Here is a 26,077-nt window from a genome sequence, read left to right on the forward strand (position 1 = left end):
TAAGATCCGCTCGGCGCTCGCCGAGATCACGCGGGTCGCGCTAACAATGCGTTCCGGTTCCATGTCGCCATCCAAACATGCCCGCCGGGGCGGCGCAGCTACGACTTTCGGCCGGCGGCCGCGGGGGGGACCCGGCGGCCTGCCGCGATTAGCCGACCCGGAGCGCCTCGACGGGTCCGGACAGCGCGGCCTTCACGTGCCGGGTGTCGTCGTCGGCCAGCACCTCGGCATCGCCGCGCTCGACGCCGTCGACGATCTGTCGCGCGACATCGCGTGGGTCGTTCTTCGGCGCGTCGAAGCCGGCGGCCATGTCGGTGTCGGTGAAGCTCAGGTGCGCACCGGTGACCAGCGTTCCCTGCTTTTCGAGCTCGATGCGCAGCGAGTTTGTCGCCGCCCACAGGGCCGCCTTGGAGTCACCGTAGCCGCCGAAGCCGGCCACCCAGGACAGGATCGAAAGGGTGTTGACCAGGGCTCCGCCGCCGTTGTCGGCCAGGATCGGGGCGAAGGCCTTGGCGACCCGAAGGGCGCCGAAGTAGTTCGTCTCGAACACCTCACGCACCTCCTCGATGTCGCTGCCGAGCAACTTCGAGGCACCGATGATTCCGGCGTTGTTGATGACGATGTCGGCGTCGGACGCCGTAGCCGCCAGCGCCGCAACCGAATCCGGCTTGGTGACGTCGAGCTCGAGGCCGACCACCCGCGGATCCTCGCTGGGCTTGGGCGCCCGCGCCGTGGCGTACACCTTCGCCGCGCCCCGCTGCAGGAACTCCTCGACGATGGCCTTGCCGAGCCCGCGCTGCCCGCCGGTTACCACGACCGTCGAGCCTTTGATGTTAACCATGATATGCACTCCCTGACGTAGGTGAAAGCGTTTTGCCTCTGTCACCATAGTTGACCCTAGCGACATAGGCAAGTATCTTTTGAATATGTCTATCGAATGGCGTGCATCACAGCGGTACCAGCTCGCCCCGGCGCCCGGGGGCCTGGGCCTGGTCCAGGACTTCCTCAACACGGTGCGTATCCAGGACTACGGGCCGGACCTGCTTGGCGACGCGGCCGTTGCGAGCGACTGGGCGGCCGGTGCCGTGCGGACCTGGGCGACCGTGCGCGGGCTGGACGTGCAGCCGCCGCCGCTCGGGGACGCGGACGTGGCGAAGCTGCGCGCGCTGCGCGACACGATTACGCGTCTGGTCTCGGGGGAACCGCAGACCGGACGCCCGACGGGCGCCGCCTCAGCCTCCTTGACGCTGTCGGAGACCGGCGAGGTACGGCTCGAGCCCGCGGGGACCGGCTGGCGATGGCTGGCGTCGGCGCTGTGGGGAGAGATCATGCTCAGCCAGCGCGACGGCACCTGGCGGCGGATCAAGCAATGCCACAACCCCGGCTGCGCCTCGACGTTTTACGACCGCTCGAAGAACAACAGCGGGGTGTGGCACGACGTGAAGACGTGCGGCAACGCCGCGAATCTGCGGGCTTCGCGGGCCCGCCGCCGCGAGCGCGACCGCGCGAACAGCTAGTTCGGCGCGCTGGCCGTCAGCAGCGCTCGACCCCCTTCGTCATGATCCGCGCGTGGGAACCCGTTTGGCGCGGCCTGCTTCTCAGCACCGCCTGCAGGGCGTCACACGCCCGTGCCTTGATCGGCGTGACCACGTCGAGGCTGGTCGGGCTCTGGCTCATCCAATGCTGCAGCGTTGGCACAGTTGCCGTCCTTGTCCGTCCCTTGTCCACTCGGCCAGTTCGCCGACTCATTTAATTGCACCCCAGCGGTTTTACGGGCGCGCCGCGCCGCGGTAAACGTCGCGAAAAACCCCGTTGTGGCCTCAGGCACACTCGCGGTGGCGCGACGCGCTCGTCACGTGCTGGTTCTGAACCGCCGCAGATAACCGAACAGCCGGCGCGCCGGCAGGGCCTTCGGCCAGTCGTCGGCGCGGAAGTACGCGTCGGTCCCACCGTCGACGAAAACGACACTGCCGCAAAGGAAGTCGGCGGAATCAGACAGCATGAAACGCATCCAGTCGGCCAACTGCCCGGCTTCACCGAAACCGCCGACCGGCACCGGGAACGACCGCACCGCTTTCGCCTGCCTGGGGTCCGACAGCTGCTCTTGGAGCATCGGCGTCATGATGGCGCCCGGCGCCAGGGCGTTCAGGCGCACGCCCGAGCCGGCCCATTCGGGCAGCACCGCGTGCCGGCGCACCCACCGGGCCACGGCGATTTTCGAGGCCGCGTACATCATCGTCGTCGCGGCCGGCCCGAACGGCCGCACCGATCGCACCGCCTTGTCCGCGTCGTGGGCGAGCAACGCTCGCACGGTTCGCCCGGGTACGGCGGGCACGGTCGTCGTGGAATTGCTGGAGACGACGACGACTTTGGCGCGTTCGGCCGCGGCCAGCGCCGGGCGCAACGCGACGAGCAGTTCCACCACGCCGAGGTAGTTGACCTGGGCGATCAGCCGGGCCCGGTCGCGGCCCCGGCTCGGGCCCAGGCCGGCGGCCAGCACGGCGCCCTCGAGCCTGCCGCCGCAGGCCGCCAGGATGCCGTCGGCGGCCGCCTCGCGGCCGTGCGGGGTCGACAGGTCGGCGACCACGTCCGCGTCCTTCACGTCGACACCGACCACGGTGTGCCCGTCGGCGCGGAGTCGTTGCGCGGCCTCGCGGCCCATCCCGGACGCCGATCCGCTGATCGCATAGGTACCCATTCAGGTCGCGGCGGCGGCGCGCTCGACGTCGAGCAGCTGCTCACCCCGGCGCTCCTCGTCGTAGGCCTTGCGACCGCCCCGCAGGCCGAATAGCCGTTTCGATACCAGCAGGTAGATCACGGCGGCCACGTTGATCGCGAAGGTGACCAGACGCGTCATCGTGATGCCCTTGGCGAGGTCGTGGATTTCCAATGGCAGGAACACCGAGGTGGCCACCACCGCGAAGTACTCGCCCCAGCGCTTCAGCAACCAGAGGCCGACTCCCTCGACGGCCTCGATCACCGCGTAGGCGACCAGCATCAAGGTCAGTAGCGCCAAGGTGGAGGGCTTGGTGGCCAGCGCCTTTTCCAGCTCGTGCACGATCGTCATCTGATCGACCTTGAACCCGGCCGCGCGGAAGATCGGCAGGTCGCGGTCCAGGGTGGCCTGGATGGCCCCGCGCGCGCCGCGGAATTTCCAGACGGCATACGCGGCCAGCGCGATCACCACCGCCCGGAAGAGCCGTTCGACCGCGAGCGCACGAATGATGATCGCCTGGCGTAAAGCCTTGCCGCGCATGATCATCGGGGCTTCGTCGGCGTGACCGCGGCCGTGCGGTTCGCCGACAATGAATTCGCCGCAGCGCAGGCAGCGCCAGACTTCGCCCAGCCCGGTGGTGCCGCTGAGCCGCTCGGCGAGCGCCTCCTCGTCCGGCGCGTACGTCACGTGCCCCGCCACCGCACAGGTGACCAGTTCCCACCGGTTGATGCCGCGATCTTTGCGCATGGCCGATCATTGAACGCCCGCAGCGAACCACGCAAGGGGGCGCGCTGTCAGAAGCGCACCCTGCTGCGGGAACGCCGGGCGCTGGGGCTGACCGCGCCGAGCAGGGCGGCGAACTCGGCGACGGGGATCTCGTCGAGGTGGTCGACGGCGGCGACGATGTCGTCGCGCAGCGCCTCGTCGCAGAACGGTTCCGCGAGCCAGCCGAACTTGTCGACGACGCGCTCCCAGGACATCGGCCGGGTGGGCGATCCCTCGTAATCGCTCTGCTCGCGGCTGAATTCCCGCCCGTCGCGCATGACCACGTGCACGCGGGCGGCGGTGCGGTGCGGGTAGGCCGCGGTCAGGTCGGGCGCGGGCTTGACGTCGACCCGGGCCAGCAGGTCCTGAACGTCGCCGCGCGACAGGCGTTCCGTCTCGATCTGTCCGGGACCGACGCCCCCGTCGAGCAGCGCCACCGCGCTGAGATATTTCAGGTTGTAGTCGGCCTGCTCCTTGGTCAGCGGGTGATCCTTGGCGCCGTACTCTCCCCCGCCGGCGAAGTCGTAGGCGCCCTGGAAGACCTCGACGGTCACCCGCGCGACGTCGTCGCCCCGCAGGCCGTTGTCGCCGCGGATTGCCAAGACCGCGTCAATGATGGCCTGCCCGTGGATAAGTGAGCAGTACTGCTTCAGGTAGGTCTGTTCGACGCAGGCGAGCGCGCGGTCGTCGGTGTGGAAGTCGATGGGCTGGTCGAAGAGCTGCACCAGGCCGTGCGGGCCTTCGAACAGCGCCTTGGGTCCGGTGACGCCGCGGCCGGCCAACATCGTCGTGTACACGGCGCGCATGCCGGTGATCGCGGGCGAGATGCCCTTCCAGTTCGAAACCGGTTCGGCGTGCACGGCCGCGAGTGACACGTTGTCGGCGGTGGCGGCGGCAATCGCGTTGGCGGTTTGCTCGGCGTCGAGCCCCAACAGTTTGGCCGATCCCGCCGCGACCGACATCGCCAGCTGCAGTGCGTGATTGAGCCCGCGCGCCATCACGGGAACCTGGGCGCTGAACCGGCATTGGATCTCGTAGGCGACCGCGAGCGCCAGCAGGAAATCGGCCCCGGTGGCGTTGACATGTTCGGCCACCGCCAGGATCGCACCGAAGTTGTCGGCGGGATGGCACAGTCCGCCCACCGTCAGATAGGTGTCGAGCAGATCGGGGTAGCGCACCAGCACCGCGTTGAAGAACGCCGCCTGGTCGACCGAGGCCCGGCCGCCACCGACGAGTGTCGCGGTGGGGACGCCGCTGAACTGGTCGGTGTGTTCGCGGATCGTGGCGATCAGCTCGCCGTCCAGCGAGCCGACGGCGCAGGCGGCGCTGTCCAGCACGTTGCGTTTCAGCAAGGCCCGGGTTTGCCCGCTGAGGTCCTCCTGCCGTGCGCCTACGACGAAGTCGGCAAGCTCGTCGACAACGTAGTTATGTGCCATGGGTTTTCGTCCTCCCGTCGTTACCTCCACAGAAGCGCGGCAACGACACGGAAGTCCAGGATCGATCTCTTACCACTGCTCGGCGGGGGTTCCTACCGCAGTTCGGTGCCCGAGGCGAGGGCATCGCGGTGCGGGTCGTCGGCTGGAGCCCACCACCGATCGGTGGGCGGCGCGAGCCAACCGCGGCCGCGCGCTGTCGTCAGCAGCGCGTCCACCAGCCCACGCACGCCGGCCCGATCATCGTCTTGGCGGTGCAACAACGACCACGTCCACACGGGTATCGGCGCGCCGACGGGTCGCTGGCCCAGGCTGGGCGGGATGACCGCGGTATGCCGCTTCGGTGACGCCAGCACGGGGGCGCCGATCCTGCGCACGTGCGCGTAGAAGGCGTCACCGGTGACGCCGCCGTCGTCGATCCTGACGATCCGCGCCCCCGTGTGGGCGGCGAACTCCTCGGCGAACCGATTCCACGACGACCATGCCGACTCGTCGGCGTCGGTGAGGACCTTGACCCGTTGCGCGGCAATCGGTTCCGGTGAGCCAACGCCGGGCAGCACGGCCTGCAGGGGTTCGGCGCGCAGCAGGTGCGCCGTCAGCCCGCGCTGCTTGACCTGCTCGGCGGTCACCCACGCAAGCGCGATATCGAGCGTGCCCTCCGCCACGCGGTCGGCCTGCGCGTGCGACGGCAACACCCATTCGTCGACTCGCAATGCCACCTCGGGCCAAACCAGGCTGTTGATGTCGTCGGGCAGCCAGCTGACGTAGCCCAGCCGCACCGGCGTGCTCTGGGCCGCCGCCAGCTGCAGTCGGTGCTTGGCGTCGTCGGCCAGCGCCAATATCCTCCGCGCGTCCGGCAGCAGGGTGCGTCCGGCTTCCGTCAGCCGGACGCTGCGCCGGTCTCGCGCGAACAGCTCGGCCCCCAACTCGCGTTCGAGGGCGATGATCTGTTGCGAGAGAGCGGGTCCCGAAATGTGTTTCCGCTTGGCGGCCCGGCCGAAGTGCAACTCCTCGGCAACCGCCACGAAATAGCCCAGCTGCCGCAGTTCCATAAGACGAGCCTATGTGCCTCTACCTGCGGTAGGAAGCGTGCCTTAGCACTGATCGAAAGCCCGTCGTGGACGCGCCAGCGTTCCGGGGATTGGCTGGGCTAAACGAACCGCGATCACCTGGGGAGGGGCCGGTGCGACTTCCGCTGTTGCCGCCGAGCGGTTTGACCGCCGCACAGCAAGACCTGTACGCCGACATGCGCGCCGTAATCGACAGCGGCTTCGGCGAACTCGTCGCATACCGCGACGACGGCGCGCTGGTCGGTCCGTTCAACGGTTGGCTCCATTTTCCTCAATTCGGTTCGTCTGCTTGGGCGTTCAACAGATCGCTATGGGAGCATGCACTGCTGCCCGGCAGCGTTCATCAATTGGTCATTCTGGTCACCGCCGCGAAGTTCGGGGCGCGCTACGAGATCTACGGCCATGAGTACTTCGCACGCCGCGCGGGGCTTTCCGACGACAAGATCGCCACCATCGCCGCCGGTGAGCGCCCCGCCGGGCTGAGCGACGACGAACGCGTCGCCTACGACATGGCGGCCGCGCTCAACCGCGGCGGTGTCCTGCCCGAGACCACCTATCGAGCTGCCGTCGCGCGGTTCGGCGAGCAGGGGGCCGCCGAGATCGTTTTCCTGGTGGGCTGCTTCTCGATGGTTGCCGTCACGCTCAACGCCTTCGACGCGGGAGTCCCCGGCCGCGAGGAGACGTAGCGCCTGTCCGGCCGGATCACAGCTACCCGGCCAGGATCCGGTACTGGGCGGCCATCTGGCGTTGTGCGCTGTCGAGTTGCCGGGCAACGGTTTTGATGGTGTATCGCCCCGACGCGGCCAGGCACCAATACCGCGGTACGAGCCCGTTGGCCCCGGCGACGCGGGTGCAGTGGCTCTGGGGCAGACCGGGTACCGACGAAGCCGCCTGTGCCGCCGGTGTTTTCGCCACGATCTCCCCGTAGGCGTCGGCAAGCGTCTGAGCGTCGGCCGGGCCCTTCGCTTGGTAGAGGGTGGTCATGTTGACGGACACGTAGTCCACGCCGGCGGCCGTCAGGGCCGGCCCGACTTGAACCGGGTCGTCCTCCAGCTGCAGGGCTCCGGCCGTCTCGTAGGCGGCACCGGACATCGGGGTCGCCTGGTCGGCCGGTAGCGGCAGGGTGCGGGCGACGAGACCGGTCGGGTCCAGTGGAAGCGCGGGAAACTGGTTGGCGTCGGTGGGCCGAAACGTGTCGATCAGCGGTATTTGCAGGTCGATGGCGCGGGCGGCCAGCGGTGTTTCGCAGTCCGGTCCATTGCCGCAGCGCGCGACTTGAACGAGGACGTAGGGTCCGTGCGCGGTGAACACCGACAGTTCGCGCACCGTCTGTGCGCCGTCCTGGAAGGCCAGCAGTGTGGCGGCAGCGTCGGGATGGCCCGGGATGGGGATGGCTTGTTCGGGCTCGGTGACGATGGGCGTGGCACTGGGAAGGCGGGGCATGGCCATCGCTTTGGCGTGCATGCCCTGGGCGGCCGAGGCGGCGCTGGCGGGGTTGGCGAACCGCAGGACGGCATTGCGCAGAGACATCTGCGGGCTGGGCCCCGGGGTCTGGCGCTCGGACACGAATCCGACCACGAAGGGAAGGTTGAAGGCGCCGCCCGTGATTGGTGTCCAGACGACTTTGGAGAGTTGGTCGAAGTCTTTGATCACGGTTGCCGAGCTGTTGGATCCCGGTGTGGTAAGGGACGGGTCGGCCTGCCACGGCCCGACGACAAAAGCGGCCATGCGGCGGCCCTCGACAAGGCGGCCAGCATCCTCCGAACCGGCGTTGCCGAGCGGGGGCAACGGAGCGGTCGGATAGTTCCCCGGGTCGAGCAACGAGGGATTCACCGAAGACGACGGGTTTGATCCCGGCGGTGATGCTTGCCGCGCGGTGCCCGCGGTCGTGTGCTGGCAGGCCACCAGTACGGCGGCGAGCAGCGCCGCAAGGGCGACCCATTTCGCCTGTGGCACTGGGCCTGTCATGGTTTGCAGATCTTCCAGCCGTCTTCGAGTTTGAGCGGCAAGCTCACCGAGGCGGAACCCAACGCCTCGTTCTGCGCGTCCATTGTCGCGGTGGCGGTATCACCGGTGATCGCGACCGAGGTGATCTTGACGGTGGTGAGACCGTTCTGGGCGCGGCCCTTCTTGAGGTAATCCATTACCGAACCGGTGAATTCGACGCGCATCGCCGAACACATCAATTCGGTGTAGGCGGTCCAATTCTGGGTGTTGTAGGCGTCTTGAAACGCCATGACGGTCTGGCGGATCTGGTCTTCGGCGGACTCGGTCGTCGGGGGTGGCGGTGTCGCGGGGCCATTGGTCGTCCCCGCCACTACGGACGTGGTGGTGTGGGGGAGCACCGGGGTGCCGCCGGTGACGACGGAGCAGGCGGCGGCGAGGGCGGCCATGGCGGCGACGCCCAGCGCGGACGCCGCTTTGGCCCACGCCGACGCCGACCCGCCCCGCGTTGCCCACCTCATTGGCGGGGCACCCTGGCGGAAGTCGCGGTGACCAGCGAGGCGACGTCGGGGCCACCGGTGGAGCGGCATTGCCGGATGTCGATGATCACGTTGCCGCGCACCTGCATGCCGTGCTGACAGGAGGCGCCGCCTCCGCGCAGGGTGGCCGCCAGCACCAGCACGCCGGAGGTGGTGGTCGGCTGGGCGAAGTCCCACGCCTGACCGGGCGTGCCCGGCGCGGTCACCGTGACGGTCTTGCCGCCGCACAGGGCCCACTGCCCCCGCTGGGTGACGTAGGACGGCCCCGCCTTGTCGGGGGCAAACGCGATGGCGGCCTGGGTGACGCTGTCCTGCCACGCCGTTTCGTTCAGGGCGCGCAGGTCCTGCACCGCCACGCCGGTGTAACCGCTCGCGCCGTACGCCGATTGCTGCGCGGGTGCCCACGCCCCGGCGCACTGCGGGTTGTCGAGACTCGCGGAGTCGTCCGACAAGGAGGTGCCGTCGTGTTCCAGAACCAGGGGGCCGCCGTTCGTTCCGCTCGGAATCTGCGCGGCCGTCAGCAGGATCGGGCGCAACTGGGCGGCGGCGACATTGGTGGCCGGTGGCCCCTGCGCGGATGCCGAGACCGATCCGGGCGTCGGCGCGCCGGGGTCGGCGCCCGGGCCCCCGTCCCTGCGATCGGGCCAGGCCACCACGGTGACCGTCGCGGCCGCGATCAGCCCGATGGCGGCCGCCGCGGCGCCTATCACGCCCCAACGGCGCCGGCGCCGCGGCGGTCGCGCGCGGGCATCCGGCGCCATGGTGCGCTGTCCGCTGTGCTGCCACCAGGCCGGCGCCGGGGAGTGCACGGGGTACGGGCCGACCTGACCGCTGGGTATGGGCGGCAGGGGCGCATGACGCGTGGAGTCGCGCAGCGCGCCGGCGGCCGCGTCGGCGAGCTCCCCCGCCGAACCGAACCGGGCCGCCGGGTCCTTGGCCATCGCGATGGCGATCACCCGGTCCAGCGTGTCCGGCAACGACGGCACCGCGTGGGTCACCCGCGGTGGCGGGCTGAACAGGTGCGCCATCATCACCGCCGCCGCGCCGTTCGTGGCCGGGAAGGGTGTCTGGCCGGTCAGCAACCGGAACAGGGCGCAACCCAGCGAGTAGATGTCGACGCGGCCGTCGATCGGCGCGTCGGACAGCACCTCGGGCGCCGCGTAGGCGACGGTGGCCATCACCGAGCCGGTGGCCGTCAGCCCGACGTCGTCAAAGGCGCGGGCAATTCCGAAGTCGCCCAGCAGGACTCGCTCGTCGGGGCCGACCGGGCCCGACAGCAGGAAGTTGCCCGGTTTGATGTCGCGGTGCACCACGTTGTGGGCGTGGGCGAAGTCGAGCGCCTTGGCGACCTCGGCGATGATGTGGACGGCCCGCTGCGGGGCCATGGTCCCCTCGCGCAGCGCGGCGTCGGCGTCGGTGCCGTCGACGAACTGCATTGCAATCCACAGCTGGCCGTCCTCGGTCTGCCCGCGGTTGTAGACCGACACGATCTGGGGGTGCTCCAGCGAGGCCGCCATGTCGGCCTCGCGAATGAAGCGGGCCCGAAAATCGGGATCCCGCGACAGTTCGGCCGAGAGCACTTTCAGCGCGGTCTGGCGCGGCAGGCTCGGGTCGGCCGCCAGGTACACCGTGCCCATCCCGCCGGCGCCCAGCACTCGCTCGATGCGGTACCCGCACACCACTGACCCGCTTGTCAGCACCCGAACACCCTACGGTCACCCCCCTATCCGTATGGCCAACTTAGACGGTGCGACCCACCGCATGCCGTTGCGATCGTGTGATCGCCGCCGTTTCGTCGGTGAGCTTCTCGCCGATGAGCCGGATCTGCCTCGCGCTCAGCGGGCACAGCGGATGCACCGCGAGCATCAGGTCGGCTTGTCCACGGTGGTCGAAAACCGGTGCGGCGATCGTGACCACGGGTTGCTTGCGGCGGCCGGGGTTGTCGTCGGAGAGGAAGCCGATGGTGGTGAACTCGGCGAGTAGCTGGTCCAGGATGTGGCGCACCGGAGTCGGCATCTCGTGGTGATCCAGCCCGCCGACCGCCTGGACGGCCTGTGCCAGCGCGGGCGTCGTCCAGTCGACGTCGAACCCGCGTTGCCGGGTGTGCTCGAGGACGCGTTCGAGGCGCTCGACGCGATCGGTGTTGTCGCCAGCGCCGCGACGAATCCACGCCCGTTGTTCCTCCTCGCCGTCCCAGGCGGCGAGCGCGACGCCGAACGGCGGGGCGTACGGGATCCGATCACCCGGGATTCCCGCCGGCTGCGTCGCGGGGTCACCCTCGAAGGCCGTCACCACCAGCGAATCACCGAATCGCTCGACCACCGAACCGGCGTAGCCGACTTCGCCGGAGAGTCGCAGCGCGGCGGAGCGGGCGGCATGAGCAAGGGGGCGCGCGGTGTCGGTGCGCGCGGCCACCACGGCCAGCGCCGGGCCCAGGGTAAACGTCTTCGCGACGGGGTCGCGGCTGACCCAGCCCCGGTCGCACAGCGTCTTCAGGATCGCGTGCGCCGTCGCCTGGGTGAGATCCAGCTCGCGCACGACGTCGGAGAAGCGCAGCGGCGTGTCCGGGGATCGGGCCAGGAGTTCGACGACGTCGAGCACACGGACGGTCGGCGCCGACGGCGATCCGCGAATTTCTTGACTCCTCTGCGGCGGGATTCATATGGTTACAGCGATCATTCGAGAGTTTATATCGAGTATTCGAGAACGCAAGCGAGAAGATGCGTTGCGCCCAGCTGGCGCACAGATCCGACGGCCCACCACGCATCGTTGTCCACCCGAATGGAGACGCCTGATGACCGAAAACGCCGACCGACAACAAATTTCGGATCTGCTAGTTCGTTACGCGACCGGGATCGACCGACGCGACTGGCCGCTGTTTCGAACGGTGTTCACCGAGAACTGCCAACTCGACTACGGCGAGATCGGCGCGTGGAGCGGCGTCGACGAAGTCACGGACTTCATGGAGAAGACACACGCCCTGGCGGGGCATACGCTGCACCGGTTGACCAACCAGGTCATCACGCTCGACGGCGACAAGGCCACGGCTCGCACCTATGTCGATGCCCTGATCATGTTCGCCGACAACCAATCCGGCGCCAACGGGATCGGCTTCTACGACGACGACATCGTCCGGACCGCCGACGGTTGGCGCATCGCGCGGCGGCGATTCACCGTGGTGCGGGTGGCCACAGTGGGGAGCCCTTAGATGACATTCGCAACCAAGTACGGTCCCTGGGCGCTGGTCGCCGGCGCCTCCGACGGTCTGGGCGCCGCGTTCGCCGCGGGGCTCGCCGAGCGCGGTGTCAACGTGGTGCTGCTGGCGCGCCGCCAATCCGTGCTGGATGCCGTTGCGGCGGAGATCGCTTCCAAGCACCCGGTCGAAACGCGCACCCTCGCGATCGACCTCGCACAGCCGGGCGCCGCGTCGGCGATCGCCGCGGCCACCAGCGACCTGGAGATCGGTTTCCTCGTGTACTGCGCCGGCGCCGACCCGAATTATCAGCCGTTCCTTGCCAACCCGATCGAGGCCGCCGAGGCGATGGTGCAACGCAACTGCATGGTGCCGATGCAGTTGTGCCACCACTTCGCGCCCGCCATGGTCGAGCGGGGCAGCGGCGGCATCGTCATCTTCTCCTCCGGCGCCGGGCTGGCCGGCGGGGCGAACATGGTCGCCTACGGCGCGTCGAAGGCGTTCGACATGGTCTTCGCCGAGGCGCTGTGGGCCGAGTTGCACGACAAAGGCGTCGACGTGGTGGGGCTCATTCTCGGCAAGACCGACACGCCGGCGCTGCGTGCGCTCGAACACAGCCGCGGCCAGATCGGTTCGCCCGACGAGACACCGCCCGGCGCCGCCTCCGTGGACGACGTGATCGCGGAGGCGTTCGACAACCTCGCGAACGGCCCGACCTGGTTCGTCGGCGATGTCATGCGCGCCGCCGAGCAGCTGACGAGCTCGATGACCCGCAAGCAGACCGTCGAACTCTTCGCGCAGGCCGCGGCCGCGGCGATGGGCCCGCCGGGCTAGCCGGGAGCGCGCCACGAGATCAGCACCCGGCCGTAGAGCAGCCGCCGCACCTTCGCGCCGGGCAACGCTGTCCGGGCATCGTCTCGCAGCTCTTGGAGGGTTGCGGCGGGCGGCCACTTGATCGGAGCGGTGTGTTCCCACTTGCCCCTGATACGGTTGGCAACGCCGCATGCCAACCAACTTGTCAAGTGCCACAATCCGTTTCGGAGTGCGGGTCTAACGAAGGTGACCACGGCGAGGGTGCCCCGTGGACCCACCAGACCGGCGAGACGTTGCAGTGCCGCTCGGGTGTCGTCGATGTGGTGCAGCGCAGCGTTGGACACCACGGAGTCGAAGCCCGCCCGCGGAAGGTCGGCGGTCATGACGTCGCCCTCCAACCACCGCACGGGCACCGCGGCAAACCGGACCCGGGCGCGTTGCAGCACGGGTCCGTCGGCGTCCAGCGCGGTCACATCCGGTACGCGCCGTGCCAGTCGGGCGGCGAGGAACCCGTCGCCGCACCCGACGTCGAGCACTCGCCGGGCTCCGCGAGGAACCTTGGACTCCAGCAACGCGTCGTAATGGATGTTGATGTTCCACGGCTGCCCGGCCAAGTGCACTCCCCCGAAGTTAATCGAGCTATCTGTGCAACCGTTGATACATCCGTGGCCCAAGGCACGCACGTCGTGGCGTGGGCAACTCAAAACGGCACCACAACGCCCGAAAGGTTTGCCAAAGTTTCAGATCAGCCGACCCGAACTTTCGCCTCTAGCCGGTGTGGCCAGCGAAGACTGAACCCGTCGTGCTCCCGCTTCACCCCTCCGGTCGCGTTGCTGGCCGGCGGTTTCGCGGGTACGTTTGGGGGCAGTTCGCCACGGCATGCGAGCCAAAGCACTCACCAAATGATCGGCACCCCTCTTCGAGTTGAAGGATGACGATGCTGGCCACAGAGAGGCCCGCTGCCACGGTCGCGACGACATCGCGCGCGTGGCGGTTCACCCTGACCCGTTCGGCGCTGATCACCACGATCTTTATCGCCCCGGCGGTGGTCATCCGAATCATCGGGCTGCACCTGGACCCGGTTACGGCCCTGCTGACCTACGGGGCCGCGGTGGTCGCGGCCAGCTTCCTGCTGGCGTGGGCCGCCGAGGCCGCGCAGATCGACGTCTCCGGCGGGCTGGCGATCGCCGTGCTCGCGCTGGTGGCGGTGCTGCCCGAATACGCCGTCGACCTCTACTACGCCTACGTGTCCGGGCACGATCCGGATTACACCCAGTACGCCGCCGCCAACATGACCGGGTCCAACCGGCTGCTGATGGGGCTCGGCTGGCCGGTCGTGGTGCTGGTGAGCATCGTCGTCGCGCGAAGGGCGGCCGCGGGCGGTTCCGCGCCCAAGTCCGCCGCGGTGGCGCTGGAGCCCGCCAATCGCGTCGAACTCGGCTTCCTGCTGATCGCCGGCATCGCCGCATTCGTGATGCCGGCGACTAGGCAGATCCACATGGCGCTGGGGCTGGCGCTGCTCGCCTGGTTCGGCTTTTACCTCTACAAGATCGGCCACGGCGACGTGGAGGAACCCGACCTCGTCGGCACCGCGGCCGCGCTCGGGGAGCTGCCCGATCGCGTCCGGCGCGTCGCCGTCATCGGGCTCTTCGCGGCGTCGGGCGCCGTGATCCTGCTGTGCGCCAAGCCGTTCGCCGACAACCTCGTCGCGGCCGGCGCCGAACTCGGCATCGACCGGTTCCTGCTCGTCCAGTGGCTCGCTCCCCTGGCATCCGAGGCCCCCGAGTTCATCATCGCGGTCATCTTCGCCTCCCGCGGCAAGGGAACCGCGGCGATCGCCACGCTGATCTCCTCCAAGGTCAACCAGTGGACGTTGCTGATCGGATCGTTGCCGGTGGCCCACGTGCTCGGCGGCGGCGGGTTCTCGCTGGCGCTCGACTCCCGCCAGGTCGAGGAGGTGCTGCTGACGGCCACCCAGACGCTGATGGGCGTGGCGCTGATCCTGGGGCTGCGTTTCGGGCGGTTCGCAGCGGGCGCGCTGCTGGCGTTGTTCTTCGTCCAGTTCCCGTTGGTGTCGACGCAGGAGCGGCTGCTGCTCTGCGGTGTCTACACCGCGGTAGCGGTCGTCGGCCTGATCGTCAACCGCGGCCACCTGGTTGCCACGTTCCGGGCGCCGTTCGTCGGCCGGGCGATCCGCCACACCGGCCACCCCCATCACGAGGTGGACGGCCCCGCACTGCCGAGGTAGCGCGGGAATAACCCGGCCGCCGGTCGAAAGCCGCGGAACGTATACGGTCCACGTATGAATCGAGTGTCGGTAATCACGGGTGGCGCCGGCGGCATGGGTCTGGCCACGGCCAAAATCGTTGGCCGCGACCACTCCCTGGTCCTCTGCGACGTGCGGCAGGACCGCCTGAACGACGCGGTCGCGGCCCTGGAGAGCCTCGGGATGACTCCCACGGCGGTCAACTGCGATGTCACCGACCGGGGCGCGGTCACCGACCTGCTCGACACCGCAAGCGAGCTCGGGACCCTCGCCTCGGTCATCCACACCGCCGGGGTGAGTCCCAGCATGGGGCCTGCCGACTATGTCATGCGGACCAACGCGGTCGGCACGGTCAACGTCGACGAGGCGTTTTACTCGGCGGCCGGTGAGGGCGCGGTGATCGTCAACGTGGCGTCCATGTCGGCGTACATGCTCCCCGCGGAAATCGTTCCGACGCACCAATTTCCGCTGGCCCTCGAAGACCCCGAGGCCTTCATGGGCGCCATGCTGGCGGCCTGCGAAATCGCGCCCGAGCAGGCCCGGTCGGGCCTCGCCTACGCGCTGAGCAAGACGTTCGTCAAGTGGTACAGCCAGGCACAGGCGGAGCGATTCAATGCGCGCGGGCTGCGCATCGTCTCCGTCTCGCCGGGGTCGACCGATACCGAGATGGGCCGGCTGGAGGAGCGGGCGGGGGCCGGCGCCATGGTCTCCGACGCCGCCGTACCGCGCTGGGGCAAGCCCGAGGAGATGGCAGAGCTACTCGCGTTCTGCGCCAGCGACAAGGCCGGTTACCTCACCGGGACGGACATCCTGAACGACGGCGGCGTGGTCGCGTCGATGACCGAGCGGGCCAGGGCGGCCGCGGTGCAGGGCTGACGCTCAGACCAGGTAGTACAGGTCGGCGGGCGGGGCGGGTTCCGCCAGCCCGTTGTGCGCGTAGCGCACCGCTTTGAGCGTCGCGGAGTATTCCTCGTCCTCCTCGGGGAACACGTGCTCCGCCGGGAACCAGCCTTGGAAGCCAACGTTTTTCAGTAGCGCGAGCGTATCGGCGCGCACGCCGGCGAGCAGCACGGTGACACCGCGCGACGCCTCGTCGCGCAGGAAGTGCTCGATGCGCTCGATGCAGACGACGTCGGGATGGCGCACCCGTTTGAGCCGCAGCACCACGAACCGGATGTCGTCGCTCTCGATCCGCTGCCTGATCTCCGCCAGATAGCGGTCCAATTCCGGAGCGGCGCCGAAGAACAGCTCGCCTTCCACGTCGTAGATGACTATCGACGGATCGGCCGGATCACCCGGGATGCGTTCGCGGACAACGCGTTCGGGAGTCACGATCAGCTCTTTGGCCTTCAGCTTCGCCGCGCGGGGCACGAACAGCAGGATCGACAGGATAACCCCAAGCAGGACCGACTTGTCAAGATCGATGGCCACTCCCGTGAACGCGGTGACGAGCACCAGGCCGGCGTCATAGCGCGACGCCTTGAGCGTGTATATCAGGCGCTTGAAGTCGATGAGCCGGGCGGCCGTGACGAGCAGCAGCCCGGCCAGCGCCGCCTGGGGCACATAGCGCAACAGGGGCGCGAACAACAGCAGCGCCGCGGCAACCGTTGCCGCCGAGACGATCCCGGAGAACCGGGTCAACCCGCCGGACTGGAAATTGATCGCCGACCGCGACAGCGATCCCGAGCCCGGCAGGCTCTGGAAGAAGCCGCCGGTGATGTTTGCCAGGCCTTCGGCCATGATCTGCCGGTTGTAGTCGATCTCCTGTTTTGTTTCGTAGGCAATGGCTTTGGCGATCGACAGCGCCTCGATGATGCCGACGAACGCGATCGCCAAAGCGCCAGATGACAGCTCGGGCAGCCAGTCGGTGTGGACCTCCGGGATGTGCGGGGTGGGCAGGCTGCGCGGGATCTTCGCGGCCACCGCGACCGCGGTATGTCCGTTGGCGCCCGGAATCGACCACCCGGCCAGATAGGCGATCAGCGCGGTGACGATCAGCACGACGAGCATGTCGACCTGCGGCCACCCGTAGCGCTGCACCAGCTTGCGCAGCGCGACCGCCAGCACCACCGCGGCGACGCTGAGCGTCAAGGCACGGTAGTTGATCGCGTCGCCGCGGGTGAGGGTGAGCCATACCCGGCGCAAGACCTGCATGTGCCCGTTTCCCTTGTCGCGCACGCCGAGTGCGTTGCCCAACTGCCCGGCGGCGAGCAGAAACGCCGCGGCCGCCATGAAGCCGATGATCACCGACTCCGAGATGTAGCGGGTCAGGTTGCCGAGCTTGAACAGGCTGATCACGATCTGGAATCCGCCGACCAGCACGGCCAGCAGGAACAAGCCCTCGAAGAGTTGGGTGCTGTTCTCCGAATCGATGAACGCCAGGGCGCCGAAGACCAGCAGCGAGATGGCGCTCGTCGGCCCGTTGATCAAATGCGACGACGAGCCGAAGATCGAGGCGACGATCGTCACGACGATCGCCGAGTAGACCCCGAACCTCGGGTCCACTCCGGCGATCAGCGCATACGCCATCGCCTGGGGGAACGAGATGGCGGCGACGGTCAGGCCGGCGATCAGATCGTGCCGGCCCTTCACCAGGTCGTAATTCAGCGCCAAGCCCACGGTGCGTTCGGTCTTTCCGTTAGGTCACCGACGCCGCACCCGGCGGCGCGGAGATCGAGTCGAGGATTCCGTTGGTGCCGAAGAACTGCTCGCGCGCGTCGCTCCAGTCCTTGGCGATGGCGGTGATCGGGAACAGCGCCAGCGGGGGCAGCCGGTCGGCATGTCTGGCCAGGATTTCCGGCTTGAAGGGGCGGTATCCGTACTGCGCCACCTGCTCTTGCGCGGCGTCGGTGAACAAGTAGTCGAGGTAGGCCTTGGCGTAGGTCGCCGTCTTCGGCTCGGTGACGTTTGCGTCGACCCAGGCCACGGCGGGTTCGGCAAGGATGCTGACCGGTGGATAAACCAGCTGCAGTTCGTCTTTGTTGGCGGCGACCTCGCGCAGTGCCTCGTTCTCCCAGGTCAGCTGAACGTCGCCGATCTTAGCCAGCGTGAAGCTGTCGCCGGCACCGCGCGCCCCGGCGTCGGAGACCGCCACGTGGTGCAACAGCGAGCGCACATAGTCGGTCGCCTGGGCGCGGCTGCCACCCCGGGTGGTGACCGAGCCCCAGGCCGCGAGGACGCTGAGCTGGCCGTTGCCCGAGCTGCGCGGGTTGGGGGTCACCACGGACACGTCGCCCTTGACCAAGTCGGGCCAGTCGTGGATGGCCTTGGGATTGCCCTTGCGGACGACGAAGACGATGGTCGACGTGTACGGCACCGAGTCGTGCGGCAGCCGCCGTTGCCAGTCGGGGGCGATGAGCCCCCGTTTGCTCAGCGTCTCGACGTCGCTGATCAGCGCCAGCGACACCACGCTGGCCTTCTGGCTGCCGTCGAGGACGCTGCGCAGCTGGCGGCCCGAACCACCGTGAGACTCCTTGATGTCCAAGCTGATTCCGGTGTGCGCGCGATATTGCGGGACGAAGGCCTTGTCGATCGCCGCGTACAGCTCACGCGTCGGGTCGTAGGAGACGTTGAGGATTTGGTTGGTTCCGGCGCCGGGAGCGTTCTTGACGACGATTGCGGTCGCGGCCAGGACGACGGCTACCACACCGACGACGTTGAGCCAGCCGATGCGCAACCGGGGGCGGAAACGCTCGAACGTGGGACGCGCTTTCAACATCCAGGCGTCCTCTCACAGCAAACGCCGGACGATTCCGCCCGGCACCAATACTTTCGAGAATGTTAACGATCGGGCCACTTCGGCACAGCGTTGAGAATCACCCTGAAGCTAACTGCAAACGCGTCCCGTACCTATGCTGAGCAGATGCCGCAACGGGCGTTGCGTGACCGCCTGATCGAACTCGAAGTACCCGACCAGGACGTGGCGCGCGGTCGGGCGCTGCGGAAGACCGTCCCCCGGCGTTCCCTGGCGCAGTTGATCCCGTCTTCGCGGACCGCCACGGAAATCCTGGTCGAGCAAAACGCCGGCCGGCTGCCCCAGCTCGTCCCGCTGCGTTTTGCCCGGATGCTCACCGACCCGTTCTCGTTCTATCGCGGCTCGGCGGCGGTCATGGCCGCCGACCTCGCCGCAAGCCCGACGAGCGGGATCGAGATCATGTGCTGCGGTGACGCACACGTCTCGAATTTCGGCGTGTATGCCGCGCCGGATCGCTCGATAGTGTTCGACCTCAACGACTTTGACGAGGCCGCGGTCGCACCCGCCGAATGGGATGTCAAACGGCTGATCACCAGCGCGATCGTCGGGGGCCGCCACGCCGGATACCCGGCCAAGGCGATCCGCCGCTGCGTCGAGGAGGCGCTGGTGCGCTACCAGACCAGCCTGGAGGCGATGCTCGAGGAGATGAACGTTCTGGACCGCTACTACCTGCGGGTGGAACCGGAGCACTACACCGGGAAAGTGTCCAAGGGCCTGCAGGCGGTGATCGAAAAAACGATATCCCGGGCGCGGACCCGTACCTCGGCGCGAGTCTTCAAGCGGATCACCGAGATTGGGCCCGACGGAACCCCGCGCCTGCGGGAGGCGCCCCCGGTCCTCCAGCATGTCGACGAGGAGACCGAAGGGCCGTTGGTGGAGGCGGTTCAGGAGTACCTGACCGCCGTGCCGGCCGACGTTGCGCTGCTGCTGTCCCACTTCCGCATGACCGACGTCGCGCTGCGCGTGGTTGGCGTCGGCAGCGTCGGCACCCGGTGCTACCTGGTCATCCTGGTGGGGCCCGACGGCACGCCGCTGATCCTGCAGATCAAGGAGGCCACCCGATCGGTGCTCGACGAGTACGGCCGTTGGGCCCAACCGGAGAGCCTCAACGCGGCCGTCGAGGCGAGCGGCCAGGGCGTGCGCGTCATCGACGGCCAGCAGATCCTGCAGGCGATGTCGGACGTGTTCCTGGGCACGACGCGCAAGGACGGCCGCGACTACTACGTCCGTCAATTCCACGACATGAAGGGCTCCGTCGAAACCGAAGGCATGTCCCCCTCCACGTTTGGCGAATACGTCAGTGCGTGCGCGGTGCTGCTGGCGCGCGCGCACTCGCAGAGCGCCAACGCGTCGATACTGCGCGGGTATGCGGGCACCGGTGACACGTTGCACGAGGCGGTCGCCGAGTGGTCCTATGCGTACGCCGACAAGTCGCTCGACGACTTCCATCAACTGCGCGCGGCGGCCGCGTCCGGCGACATCGAGGTGGCCGCGGACCCCGCCCATTGAGAACGCCTCACGCGGGCGTCAGACGGACCGCCAGGCGCGTCGGTCCGCGCAGCAGACTGTTGGTGGACCATTGTGGCGTGCCGACCACGGAAATCCGGCTGACGTGTGTCGTCAGCTCACGCAGCACCGCCTGGGCCTCCATGCGTGTCAACTGCGCTCCGATGCACAGGTGAGCGCCGAACCCAAACGTCATGTGCTGGCTAGGGTTTCGCGTTACCAGGAACGCGTCGGGTTCGTCGAACGCGCGCGGATCCCGATTGGCCGCGCCGATCGAGAGCATGATCCGCGAACCCGCAGGAATGGTGGTGTCGCCGACCCGGTAGTCGCTGAGCGCGGTCCGATACACGTTCTGCGCCGGCGACAGATAGCGCAGCAACTCCTCGACCGCCATCGGTATCAAGTCGGGATCGGCGCGTAGGAGGTCATACTGGTCGGGGTGGGCGGCCAGGGTGTCGAACATGCCGCCCAGCAGGTTGGTGGTGGTCTCGTTGCCGGCCAGCAGCAGCAGCATCGCGAAGTAGAACAGCTCGCGGTCGGGCAGGGAGCCGGCCTCGTTCTCGGCCAGCAGCCGTCCCAGGATGGTGTCGGAACCCTTCAGGCCGCCGACGGCGAACTGCCGCGTGAAATAGCGGTGCATCGCCCACGAACCCCGCACCGAGCCCGCCAGCTTGCGGGCGCCGCGTGCCGTGAGGTCGATGTCGGTGATCTGAACCGACGCTTCGGACCACCGCCGAAAATCGTCGACGTCGGTGTCGGGGACGCCGAGCAACTGGGCAATGAGACGCACCGGCATCGGGATCGCCAGTCGCTGCACCACGTCGCACCCCGGGTTGGCCAGGACGTCGTGGACCGTCTCCGCGGCGAGCCTGTCGATGATGGGACGCCAGCTGTCCAGCGCCGCCTTGGTGAAGGCCGGCAACACCTGACGGCGCTGCCGGGCGTGCGCTTCGCCGTCGAGCGAAACCAGGATCGGGGTACGTATCCGGGTCAGCATGGGCCCGTCGGCACTGGACAGTTTGGCGTCGTCACGGGCGGCCGCCCGGACGTCGTCCAACCGGCTCAGGACGAACACGCTGCGCTTCGGGTTGTACTGCACCCGGGCGCTGGCGTGCAGCCGGCGATAGGCCTCGTGTGGCTGGGCCGCCGTCGCCGCATCCAGCGGATCGTAGGCGGTGATGTCCGCATCGAGCGGCAAGCGCCGGCGGGCGCCCACGGCGTTGGCCAATGCGGCGCCGGCCAGCGTGCGCGCCGCCGAGCCGGTGAAGCGAACCCCGTCAGTGAGCGCCATCGATCACCTAACCTGTATAGTTACGCACTGGACCGTAACGTAACTTTCCGTAATCGACAAGGGTCGTCGCCGTGGACATGACAATCGACGAACTCGCGCGCCGCGTCGATATGACGGCGCGGAACATTCGCGAGTGGCAAACGAACGGGTTGCTCCCACCGCCCGAGCGGCGCGGCCGGATCGGGATATACAACGACGACCACATCTCGCACATCGATCGCATCAAATCGCTTCGAGCACAAGGGTTTCCACTCGATGTCATCCGGCGAGTCCTGGACCAGTCCGGCGAATCCGCGCCCGAGTTACGCCGGCTGACCTCGCAAGCGCTCGGCCCCGCCAACCTCACCGGATCGATGGAGATGAAACGCGTCGACCTGGCCGAACGGTTCGGTCCCGACGCGGAGCAGCACTTGGCCGGCTGCGGGTTGATCGACGTGGTAAACGACGAGCTGCTCGTCATCACCGACACGCGCACGTTCGACTACGTCGAGCAGCTCGTCGCGGTCGGCCTGCCCTTGGACAAGGTTGCCTGGGCGCTGACCCACATGACCAACCATCAGATCGCAAGCATGCAGGCGTTCGTCGACCTCTATCGCGAGCAGATCTGGGAGCCATTCCTGCACGCCGGGCTGCCCATCGACGACTGGCCCGCGATCGCCGAGAAGACCGTCCAATTACGGTCCCTGGGAATCGGTCTCGGCATGCAGGCGTTCCGCAGGGCGATAGACAACGTGGCGGGCCGGATCGCCACCGAGGAAGCCGCCAAGATCGACGTGCCGAGGAGGCCTCGGAAGCGGCGAAGCACCCCTTGAGCGGTGCGACCAATCGCGCGACCGCAGCCGCCAGGTGCGCCGCGCGTATTCCAGTTCGGTATAGGGCCATTGGGTGACGATGCGGCCGGTGGGAGAACGGAAGTAGCTGTCGCACTGGGTCCACACGGTGCGCTCGAGATCCGCGGAAAGGGCTTCGTTGTAGCGCCTTTCGGCCTCCGGGCGCACATCGACGTAGCCGCCCCGGCGCGCCACCCGGCTGACGGCGCTGGCCACCAGCCGCGCGCCCGCCTCCAGGATGTAGACGATCGAGTTGCCGCCCTGGTTGGTGTTGGGGCCGTAGAGCATGAAGAAGTTGGGGAAGCCCGCGACGGCCACCCCCAGATAGGCGCTCGGATCGGCGCCCCAGCGCTCGTGCAGCCGCCGGCCGCCGGCGCCGACCACGTCGATGCCCGACAGGTAGCGCGACGTCTCGAAGCCGGTGGCCAGCACGATCGCGTCGACGTCGACGGCCCGGCCGCCCGCGGTCAGCACCGACGTCTCGGTAACCCGCGCGACGGCATCGGTGACCAGCTCGACGTTGTCCGCCTGCAGCGCGCGGTAATACTCGTCGCCCAGCAGCACCCGCTTGCAGCGGAACGGATAGTCCGGCGTCAGCGCGCGGCGCAGCCGCCCGTCGGCCACGGTGCGCTCCAGGAACGACGTCGCGACGTGCGTACGCGCGGCGACCACCGGGTCGTCGGCGAAGGTGGCGGTGTTGTCGTGCTGGAATTTCCAGATCTGCCAACGCGCGCGGCGCGCGGCCAGGGGATCACGACGGAAGCGCGCCAATTCCGCCGCGCTGTACGGCCGGTCGTCCTTGGGCACCATCCACGGCGGCGTCCGCTGGAACACCGTCACGCGTTCGGCGGTCTTCGCGAGCTCCGGGACCACCTGCACCCCGCTGGCGCCGGTGCCGATCACCGCCACCTTTTTGCCGGCCAGCTCGACACCGTGATCCCACTGCGCGGTGTGCATCAGCGAGCCGCCGAAGTCGGTGAGCCCCGCGATGTCGGGACGCTTCGGCGATCCGAACAATCCGACGGCGCAGACGACGACGTCGGCGCTCAGCGTCTCGGCCTGTCCCGCGCGGTCCAGTTCGCAGTCCCAGCAGCACGCGTCGGAATTCCAGTGGACCGAACGCACTTTCGTGCCGAGCATGAGATGCCGGCGCAGGTCGAAGTCGTCGGCCACCGACTCGAGGTAGGCCAGGATCTCGGGCTGACGGGCGTAGGTGCGGCTCCAGGACTTGTTGGTCGCGAAGGAAAATGAGTACAGGTGGCTCTGGATGTCGCAGGCGGCGCCGGGATAGGTGTTGCGGCGCCAGGTGCCGCCGACCCCGTCGTCGGCCTCGATGATCACCAGGCCGTCGATCCCGGCGCGGCGCCGCGCCACCGCCGCGCCGAGGCCGCCGAAGCCGGCCCCGATGATCGCCACCCTGGGCGGGCGCCGGCGGCGCCTCGCCGCCCGCAGCCGGCCGACCGCATACCGTCGACGGGCCCCTCGGCTCGTCACGGCCCAGCCTTTAGGACCTCGTACCCCTCGAGGTCGCCGTTCGCCCGCCACGCCTGCAGCAGGTCCGCGTACTCGGTCGGTGCCCCGATGAAGAAGCTGCCCTGCCGAGTCTTGGCGTCCGCCTTGCCTTCCCGGTTGTAGTAGCCCGGGGTGCAGGTCCTGGCCCGCTCGGCGGTCGCCGTCGAGCGGGCCACCACCAGGTCGACCCACGCGGATTCGGCCTCGCGCGACGCCTCGATCTCGGTGACGCCGCGCTCCAGCGCCCACGCGATGATCCACGCGGCGTGGCTGGCCTGCACGTCCAGCAGGTAGGGGAAGTTCACCGTGAGCCCCGCCTGGGCGATGCTTTCGATGAAGCAGTTCGGAAAGCCGTTGGCGCACAGGCCCTGGAACGTGCGCACGCCGTCGCGCCACGCGTCAGTCAGCGTCACGCCGTCGCGGCCGATCAGCTCGAACCCGGTGCGCCGGCAGTAGTCGGTGCCGACCTCGAAACCCGTCGCGAAGATGAGGCAGTCGAGCTCGTACGTCGCTCCGTCGACGACCACGCCGGCCTCACCGATGCGCTCGACCCCGCGACCGCGGGTGTCGACCAGCGTGACGTTGTCGCGGTTGAAGGTCTGCAGATACTCGTCGTGGAAACACGGCCGCTTGCAGAAGTAGCCGTACCACGGCTTGAGCGCCTCGGCGGTCGCGGGATCGGCCACGATCGCATCGACGCGCGTCCGAATCTCCTCCATCTTGGCGAAGTCGGCCAGTTCGATGTTCGGGGCCGGGCCCCCGCCCTGCCGCATGACGGGAAGTTTGCGGGTGATGCTCGTCCAGGCGTCGGCGACGAGATCCTCCTCGGCCTGGCCGCCGGCCGTCAGGATCTGGAAGTTGCGGATGCGCTGCGACTGCCAGCCCGGCTGTAATGCGTTGGCCCACTGCGGATCCGTCGGCCGATTGGCTCGCACGTCGACGGAGGACGGCGTGCGCTGGAAGACGTAGAGATGTCCCGCCGCCGCGGCGAGGTGCGGCACGCACTGGATCGCCGTGGCGCCGGTACCGATGATCCCGACGCGCTTTGTCGCCAGGTTCTCCAGCTGTTCGCCGGTGTAGCGGTAGTCCCACCGGCTGGTGTGGAACGTCGGCCCGCGGAAACTGCCGAGGCCGGCGATCCCGGGCAGCTTGGGCTTGGCCTGGTAGCCGTTGGCCATGGAGACGAACTTGGCCCGCATCTCGTCCCGGTGGTTGGTCCGGATGATCCAGCGGGACGTCGTTGGCTCCCAACGGATCTCATGCACGTCGGTGCGCAGGCACGCGTCGCGGTAGAGGTCGTAATGCTCGGCGATGCGCTGACAGTGGGCGAAGATCTCCGAACCCCTGGCGTACTTGTCCGCCGGAATGTAGCCGAGCTCCTCCAATAGCGGCATGTACACATAGCTTTCGACGTCACAGGCGATCCCCGGGTACCGGTTCCAGTACCAGGTGCCGCCCACGTCGGCCGCCCTGTCGATCAACCGCACGCTTTCGACGCCGAGCTCGCGCAGCCGCGCGCCCGTCAGCAGTCCGCCGAAACCGGCGCCGATGACCGCGACGTCGACCTCGTCGGTGAGCGGCTCGCGGGTGAACGTTCCGTCCACCCATGGGTCGTCGGCGAATCGCGCGAAGGCACCCGCCGTCGCCACGTACTGCGCGATCCCGTCCGGGCGCAGTCGCCGGGCCCGCTCTTCGGCGTACTTGCGGCGCAGCGCGTCGACGTCGAACGTCACATCAACGGTCTCGGTCACGGCATCGGCTTCCTCATCGCGAACCCCCGCCGACTATATAATCAATCATTTGATCATATCAATGGCGCGGGATGGGTTCCCGCATCGAGCCTGCGCTCAGCGCGCGAAATTTTGGCCGAACCACGCGCTGGTTGCAGTCTCGGCGCTCCCGCCCGCTATGAACTCCGGCCGCCGCGCAGCAACGTGCCCCTGACCAGTCGCTTGGCCGAGCCCAGCGCCGCGTGGTACTCGTCTGGCGGCAGCGTGGCCGCCAGCTCGGTCAGGCCGTAGATCAGCGAATAGATCGCCTCCACCGAGCCCGGCTTGCCCGCGCCCCCGACGATGCCCTCGATGATCTCGCGGAACGCCTGAAAGCCTGCGTCGGGCGCCCCGGGATCGATCGCGCCCTCGGCGCGGATCGCCCACTCGAAAGCCGCCAGGTCGGGGTATTCGCGCATCAACCGGCCCGATTCGTCGAGCACCGCGTCGATCCGGTCAACGACGTCACCGGGGCGCCCGGCCGCCTCGCGCAGCCGCGGCAACGCGACCTCGGTTCTCGCCGCGACGGCGGCCTTGATCAACTCCGCCTTGTTGGGGAAGTAGTTGTACAGGCTGGCGCTGGTGACGTCGGCCGTGCGGGCGATCTCGCGGATGGTCGCGCGTGCGTACCCGACCCTGGCCACGCACCGCATGGTGGCAACGATGATCCGCTGGC

Annotated in this window: 24 protein-coding genes and 1 pseudogene; 8 read left to right on the plus strand and 17 right to left on the minus strand. The window is 68.5% G+C overall.

Going from position 1 to position 26,077, the window contains the following annotated elements; translation table 11 throughout:
* Positions 1–148: 148 nt before the first annotated feature.
* Positions 149–841 carry an SDR family oxidoreductase gene (locus tag A9X00_RS26025; protein WP_067160184.1) on the minus strand — a complete coding sequence of 231 codons (693 nt, stop codon included), beginning with the start codon at positions 839–841 and terminating at the stop codon, positions 149–151.
* Positions 842–926: 85 nt separating this feature from the next.
* Here A9X00_RS26025 and A9X00_RS26030 point away from each other — a divergent pair, with 85 nt between their 5' ends.
* Positions 927–1,517 carry a CGNR zinc finger domain-containing protein gene (locus tag A9X00_RS26030; protein ID WP_232006940.1) on the plus strand — a complete coding sequence of 197 codons (591 nt, stop codon included), beginning with the start codon at positions 927–929 and terminating at the stop codon, positions 1,515–1,517.
* 16 nt (positions 1,518–1,533) lie between these two features.
* Here the strand turns inward: A9X00_RS26030 and A9X00_RS31545 are convergent, their stop codons facing one another.
* The 5 genes from A9X00_RS31545 to A9X00_RS26050 form a co-directional block, all read right to left on the minus strand.
* Complete coding sequence (locus tag A9X00_RS31545) at positions 1,534–1,698, minus strand: hypothetical protein (RefSeq protein ID WP_197515280.1); 165 nt, start codon at positions 1,696–1,698, stop codon at positions 1,534–1,536.
* Between the two features lie 154 nt (positions 1,699–1,852).
* Positions 1,853–2,698 (minus strand): SDR family oxidoreductase, encoded by an 846-nt coding sequence (locus A9X00_RS26035; RefSeq protein WP_067160186.1) that lies wholly within the window; start codon positions 2,696–2,698, stop codon positions 1,853–1,855.
* Positions 2,699–3,463, minus strand: a complete 765-nt coding sequence (locus tag A9X00_RS26040; RefSeq protein WP_067160189.1) for a DUF2127 domain-containing protein — start codon at positions 3,461–3,463, stop codon at positions 2,699–2,701.
* A 47-nt stretch (positions 3,464–3,510) separates the two neighbouring features.
* Positions 3,511–4,917 carry an MmgE/PrpD family protein gene (locus A9X00_RS26045; RefSeq protein WP_067160192.1) on the minus strand — a complete coding sequence of 469 codons (1,407 nt, stop codon included), beginning with the start codon at positions 4,915–4,917 and terminating at the stop codon, positions 3,511–3,513.
* A gap of 92 nt (positions 4,918–5,009) precedes the next feature.
* Entirely contained in the window at positions 5,010–5,966 is a 957-nt protein-coding gene (locus tag A9X00_RS26050; RefSeq protein ID WP_067160195.1) for a LysR family transcriptional regulator, read from the minus strand.
* Positions 5,967–6,097: 131 nt separating this feature from the next.
* On the opposite strand from A9X00_RS26050, the gene A9X00_RS26055 reads away from it, so the two are divergent.
* Positions 6,098–6,670 (plus strand): carboxymuconolactone decarboxylase family protein, encoded by a 573-nt coding sequence (locus A9X00_RS26055; protein ID WP_067160198.1) that lies wholly within the window; start codon positions 6,098–6,100, stop codon positions 6,668–6,670.
* Positions 6,671–6,692: 22 nt separating this feature from the next.
* Here the strand turns inward: A9X00_RS26055 and A9X00_RS26060 are convergent, their stop codons facing one another.
* The 4 genes from A9X00_RS26060 to A9X00_RS26075 are packed head-to-tail and all read right to left on the minus strand — an operon-like array spanning position 6,693 to position 11,068.
* Entirely contained in the window at positions 6,693–7,952 is a 1,260-nt protein-coding gene (locus A9X00_RS26060; RefSeq protein ID WP_067160201.1) for a hypothetical protein, read from the minus strand.
* Positions 7,949–8,449 carry a hypothetical protein gene (locus A9X00_RS26065; protein WP_067160205.1) on the minus strand — a complete coding sequence of 167 codons (501 nt, stop codon included), beginning with the start codon at positions 8,447–8,449 and terminating at the stop codon, positions 7,949–7,951. The genes A9X00_RS26060 and A9X00_RS26065 overlap by 4 nt, the downstream gene beginning before the upstream one ends.
* Positions 8,446–10,167: a serine/threonine-protein kinase PknH/PknJ gene (locus A9X00_RS32640; RefSeq protein WP_082975528.1), complete on the minus strand. Its 1,722-nt coding sequence runs from the start codon at positions 10,165–10,167 to the stop codon at positions 8,446–8,448. Before A9X00_RS32640 ends, A9X00_RS26065 begins: the two co-directional genes overlap by 4 nt.
* Positions 10,168–10,207: 40 nt before the next feature.
* Entirely contained in the window at positions 10,208–11,068 is an 861-nt protein-coding gene (locus A9X00_RS26075; protein WP_067160207.1) for an IclR family transcriptional regulator, read from the minus strand.
* 193 nt (positions 11,069–11,261) lie between these two features.
* Here A9X00_RS26075 and A9X00_RS26080 point away from each other — a divergent pair, with 193 nt between their 5' ends.
* Complete coding sequence (locus tag A9X00_RS26080; RefSeq protein ID WP_067160210.1) at positions 11,262–11,675, plus strand: nuclear transport factor 2 family protein; 414 nt, start codon at positions 11,262–11,264, stop codon at positions 11,673–11,675.
* Positions 11,676–12,494, plus strand: a complete 819-nt coding sequence (locus A9X00_RS26085) for an SDR family NAD(P)-dependent oxidoreductase (RefSeq protein ID WP_067160213.1) — start codon at positions 11,676–11,678, stop codon at positions 12,492–12,494.
* Here the strand turns inward: A9X00_RS26085 and A9X00_RS26090 are convergent.
* Positions 12,491–13,087 carry a bifunctional 2-polyprenyl-6-hydroxyphenol methylase/3-demethylubiquinol 3-O-methyltransferase UbiG gene (locus A9X00_RS26090; RefSeq protein ID WP_067160238.1) on the minus strand — a complete coding sequence of 199 codons (597 nt, stop codon included), beginning with the start codon at positions 13,085–13,087 and terminating at the stop codon, positions 12,491–12,493. The genes A9X00_RS26085 and A9X00_RS26090 overlap by 4 nt on opposite strands.
* Before the next feature lie 317 nt (positions 13,088–13,404).
* Here A9X00_RS26090 and A9X00_RS26095 point away from each other — a divergent pair, with 317 nt between their 5' ends.
* Together A9X00_RS26095 and A9X00_RS26100 are read left to right on the plus strand one after the other, a co-directional pair.
* Positions 13,405–14,721, plus strand: coding sequence for a sodium:proton exchanger (locus A9X00_RS26095; protein ID WP_082975530.1), 1,317 nt, complete (start codon positions 13,405–13,407; stop codon positions 14,719–14,721).
* 54 nt (positions 14,722–14,775) lie between these two features.
* Entirely contained in the window at positions 14,776–15,615 is an 840-nt protein-coding gene (locus A9X00_RS26100) for an SDR family oxidoreductase (RefSeq protein ID WP_082975531.1), read from the plus strand.
* A gap of 3 nt (positions 15,616–15,618) precedes the next feature.
* Here the strand turns inward: A9X00_RS26100 and A9X00_RS26105 are convergent, their stop codons facing one another.
* Complete coding sequence (locus tag A9X00_RS26105; RefSeq protein WP_067160219.1) at positions 15,619–17,358, minus strand: SulP family inorganic anion transporter; 1,740 nt, start codon at positions 17,356–17,358, stop codon at positions 15,619–15,621.
* Positions 17,359–17,377: 19 nt separating this feature from the next.
* On the minus strand, positions 17,378–18,457 hold the full coding sequence (locus A9X00_RS26110) for a sulfate ABC transporter substrate-binding protein (RefSeq protein ID WP_082975532.1): 1,080 nt from the start codon (positions 18,455–18,457) through the stop codon (positions 17,378–17,380).
* A 144-nt stretch (positions 18,458–18,601) separates the two neighbouring features.
* Here A9X00_RS26110 and A9X00_RS26115 point away from each other — a divergent pair, with 144 nt between their 5' ends.
* Positions 18,602–20,002 (plus strand): DUF2252 domain-containing protein, encoded by a 1,401-nt coding sequence (locus A9X00_RS26115; RefSeq protein ID WP_067160222.1) that lies wholly within the window; start codon positions 18,602–18,604, stop codon positions 20,000–20,002.
* Positions 20,003–20,009: 7 nt separating this feature from the next.
* Here the strand turns inward: A9X00_RS26115 and A9X00_RS26120 are convergent, their stop codons facing one another.
* Entirely contained in the window at positions 20,010–21,290 is a 1,281-nt protein-coding gene (locus A9X00_RS26120) for a cytochrome P450 (RefSeq protein WP_082975533.1), read from the minus strand.
* A gap of 77 nt (positions 21,291–21,367) precedes the next feature.
* Between A9X00_RS26120 and A9X00_RS32415 the strand changes: the two are divergent.
* Positions 21,368–21,559: pseudogene (locus A9X00_RS32415) on the plus strand (MerR family transcriptional regulator); the annotation flags it as partial.
* A gap of 405 nt (positions 21,560–21,964) precedes the next feature.
* On the opposite strand, the gene A9X00_RS26130 reads toward A9X00_RS32415, so the two are convergent.
* From A9X00_RS26130 to A9X00_RS26140, 3 genes are all read right to left on the minus strand, one after another.
* Entirely contained in the window at positions 21,965–23,614 is a 1,650-nt protein-coding gene (locus A9X00_RS26130; protein WP_082975534.1) for an NAD(P)/FAD-dependent oxidoreductase, read from the minus strand.
* Positions 23,611–25,383: an NAD(P)/FAD-dependent oxidoreductase gene (locus A9X00_RS26135; RefSeq protein WP_067160229.1), complete on the minus strand. Its 1,773-nt coding sequence runs from the start codon at positions 25,381–25,383 to the stop codon at positions 23,611–23,613. The genes A9X00_RS26130 and A9X00_RS26135 overlap by 4 nt, the downstream gene beginning before the upstream one ends.
* Positions 25,384–25,538: 155 nt before the next feature.
* Positions 25,539–26,077: TetR/AcrR family transcriptional regulator (locus A9X00_RS26140; protein WP_067160249.1), on the minus strand; the 539-nt coding region annotated here is incomplete at its 5' end.

The organism is Mycobacterium sp. 1245805.9, assembly GCF_001672915.1.
GTDB lineage: Bacteria > Actinomycetota > Actinomycetes > Mycobacteriales > Mycobacteriaceae > Mycobacterium.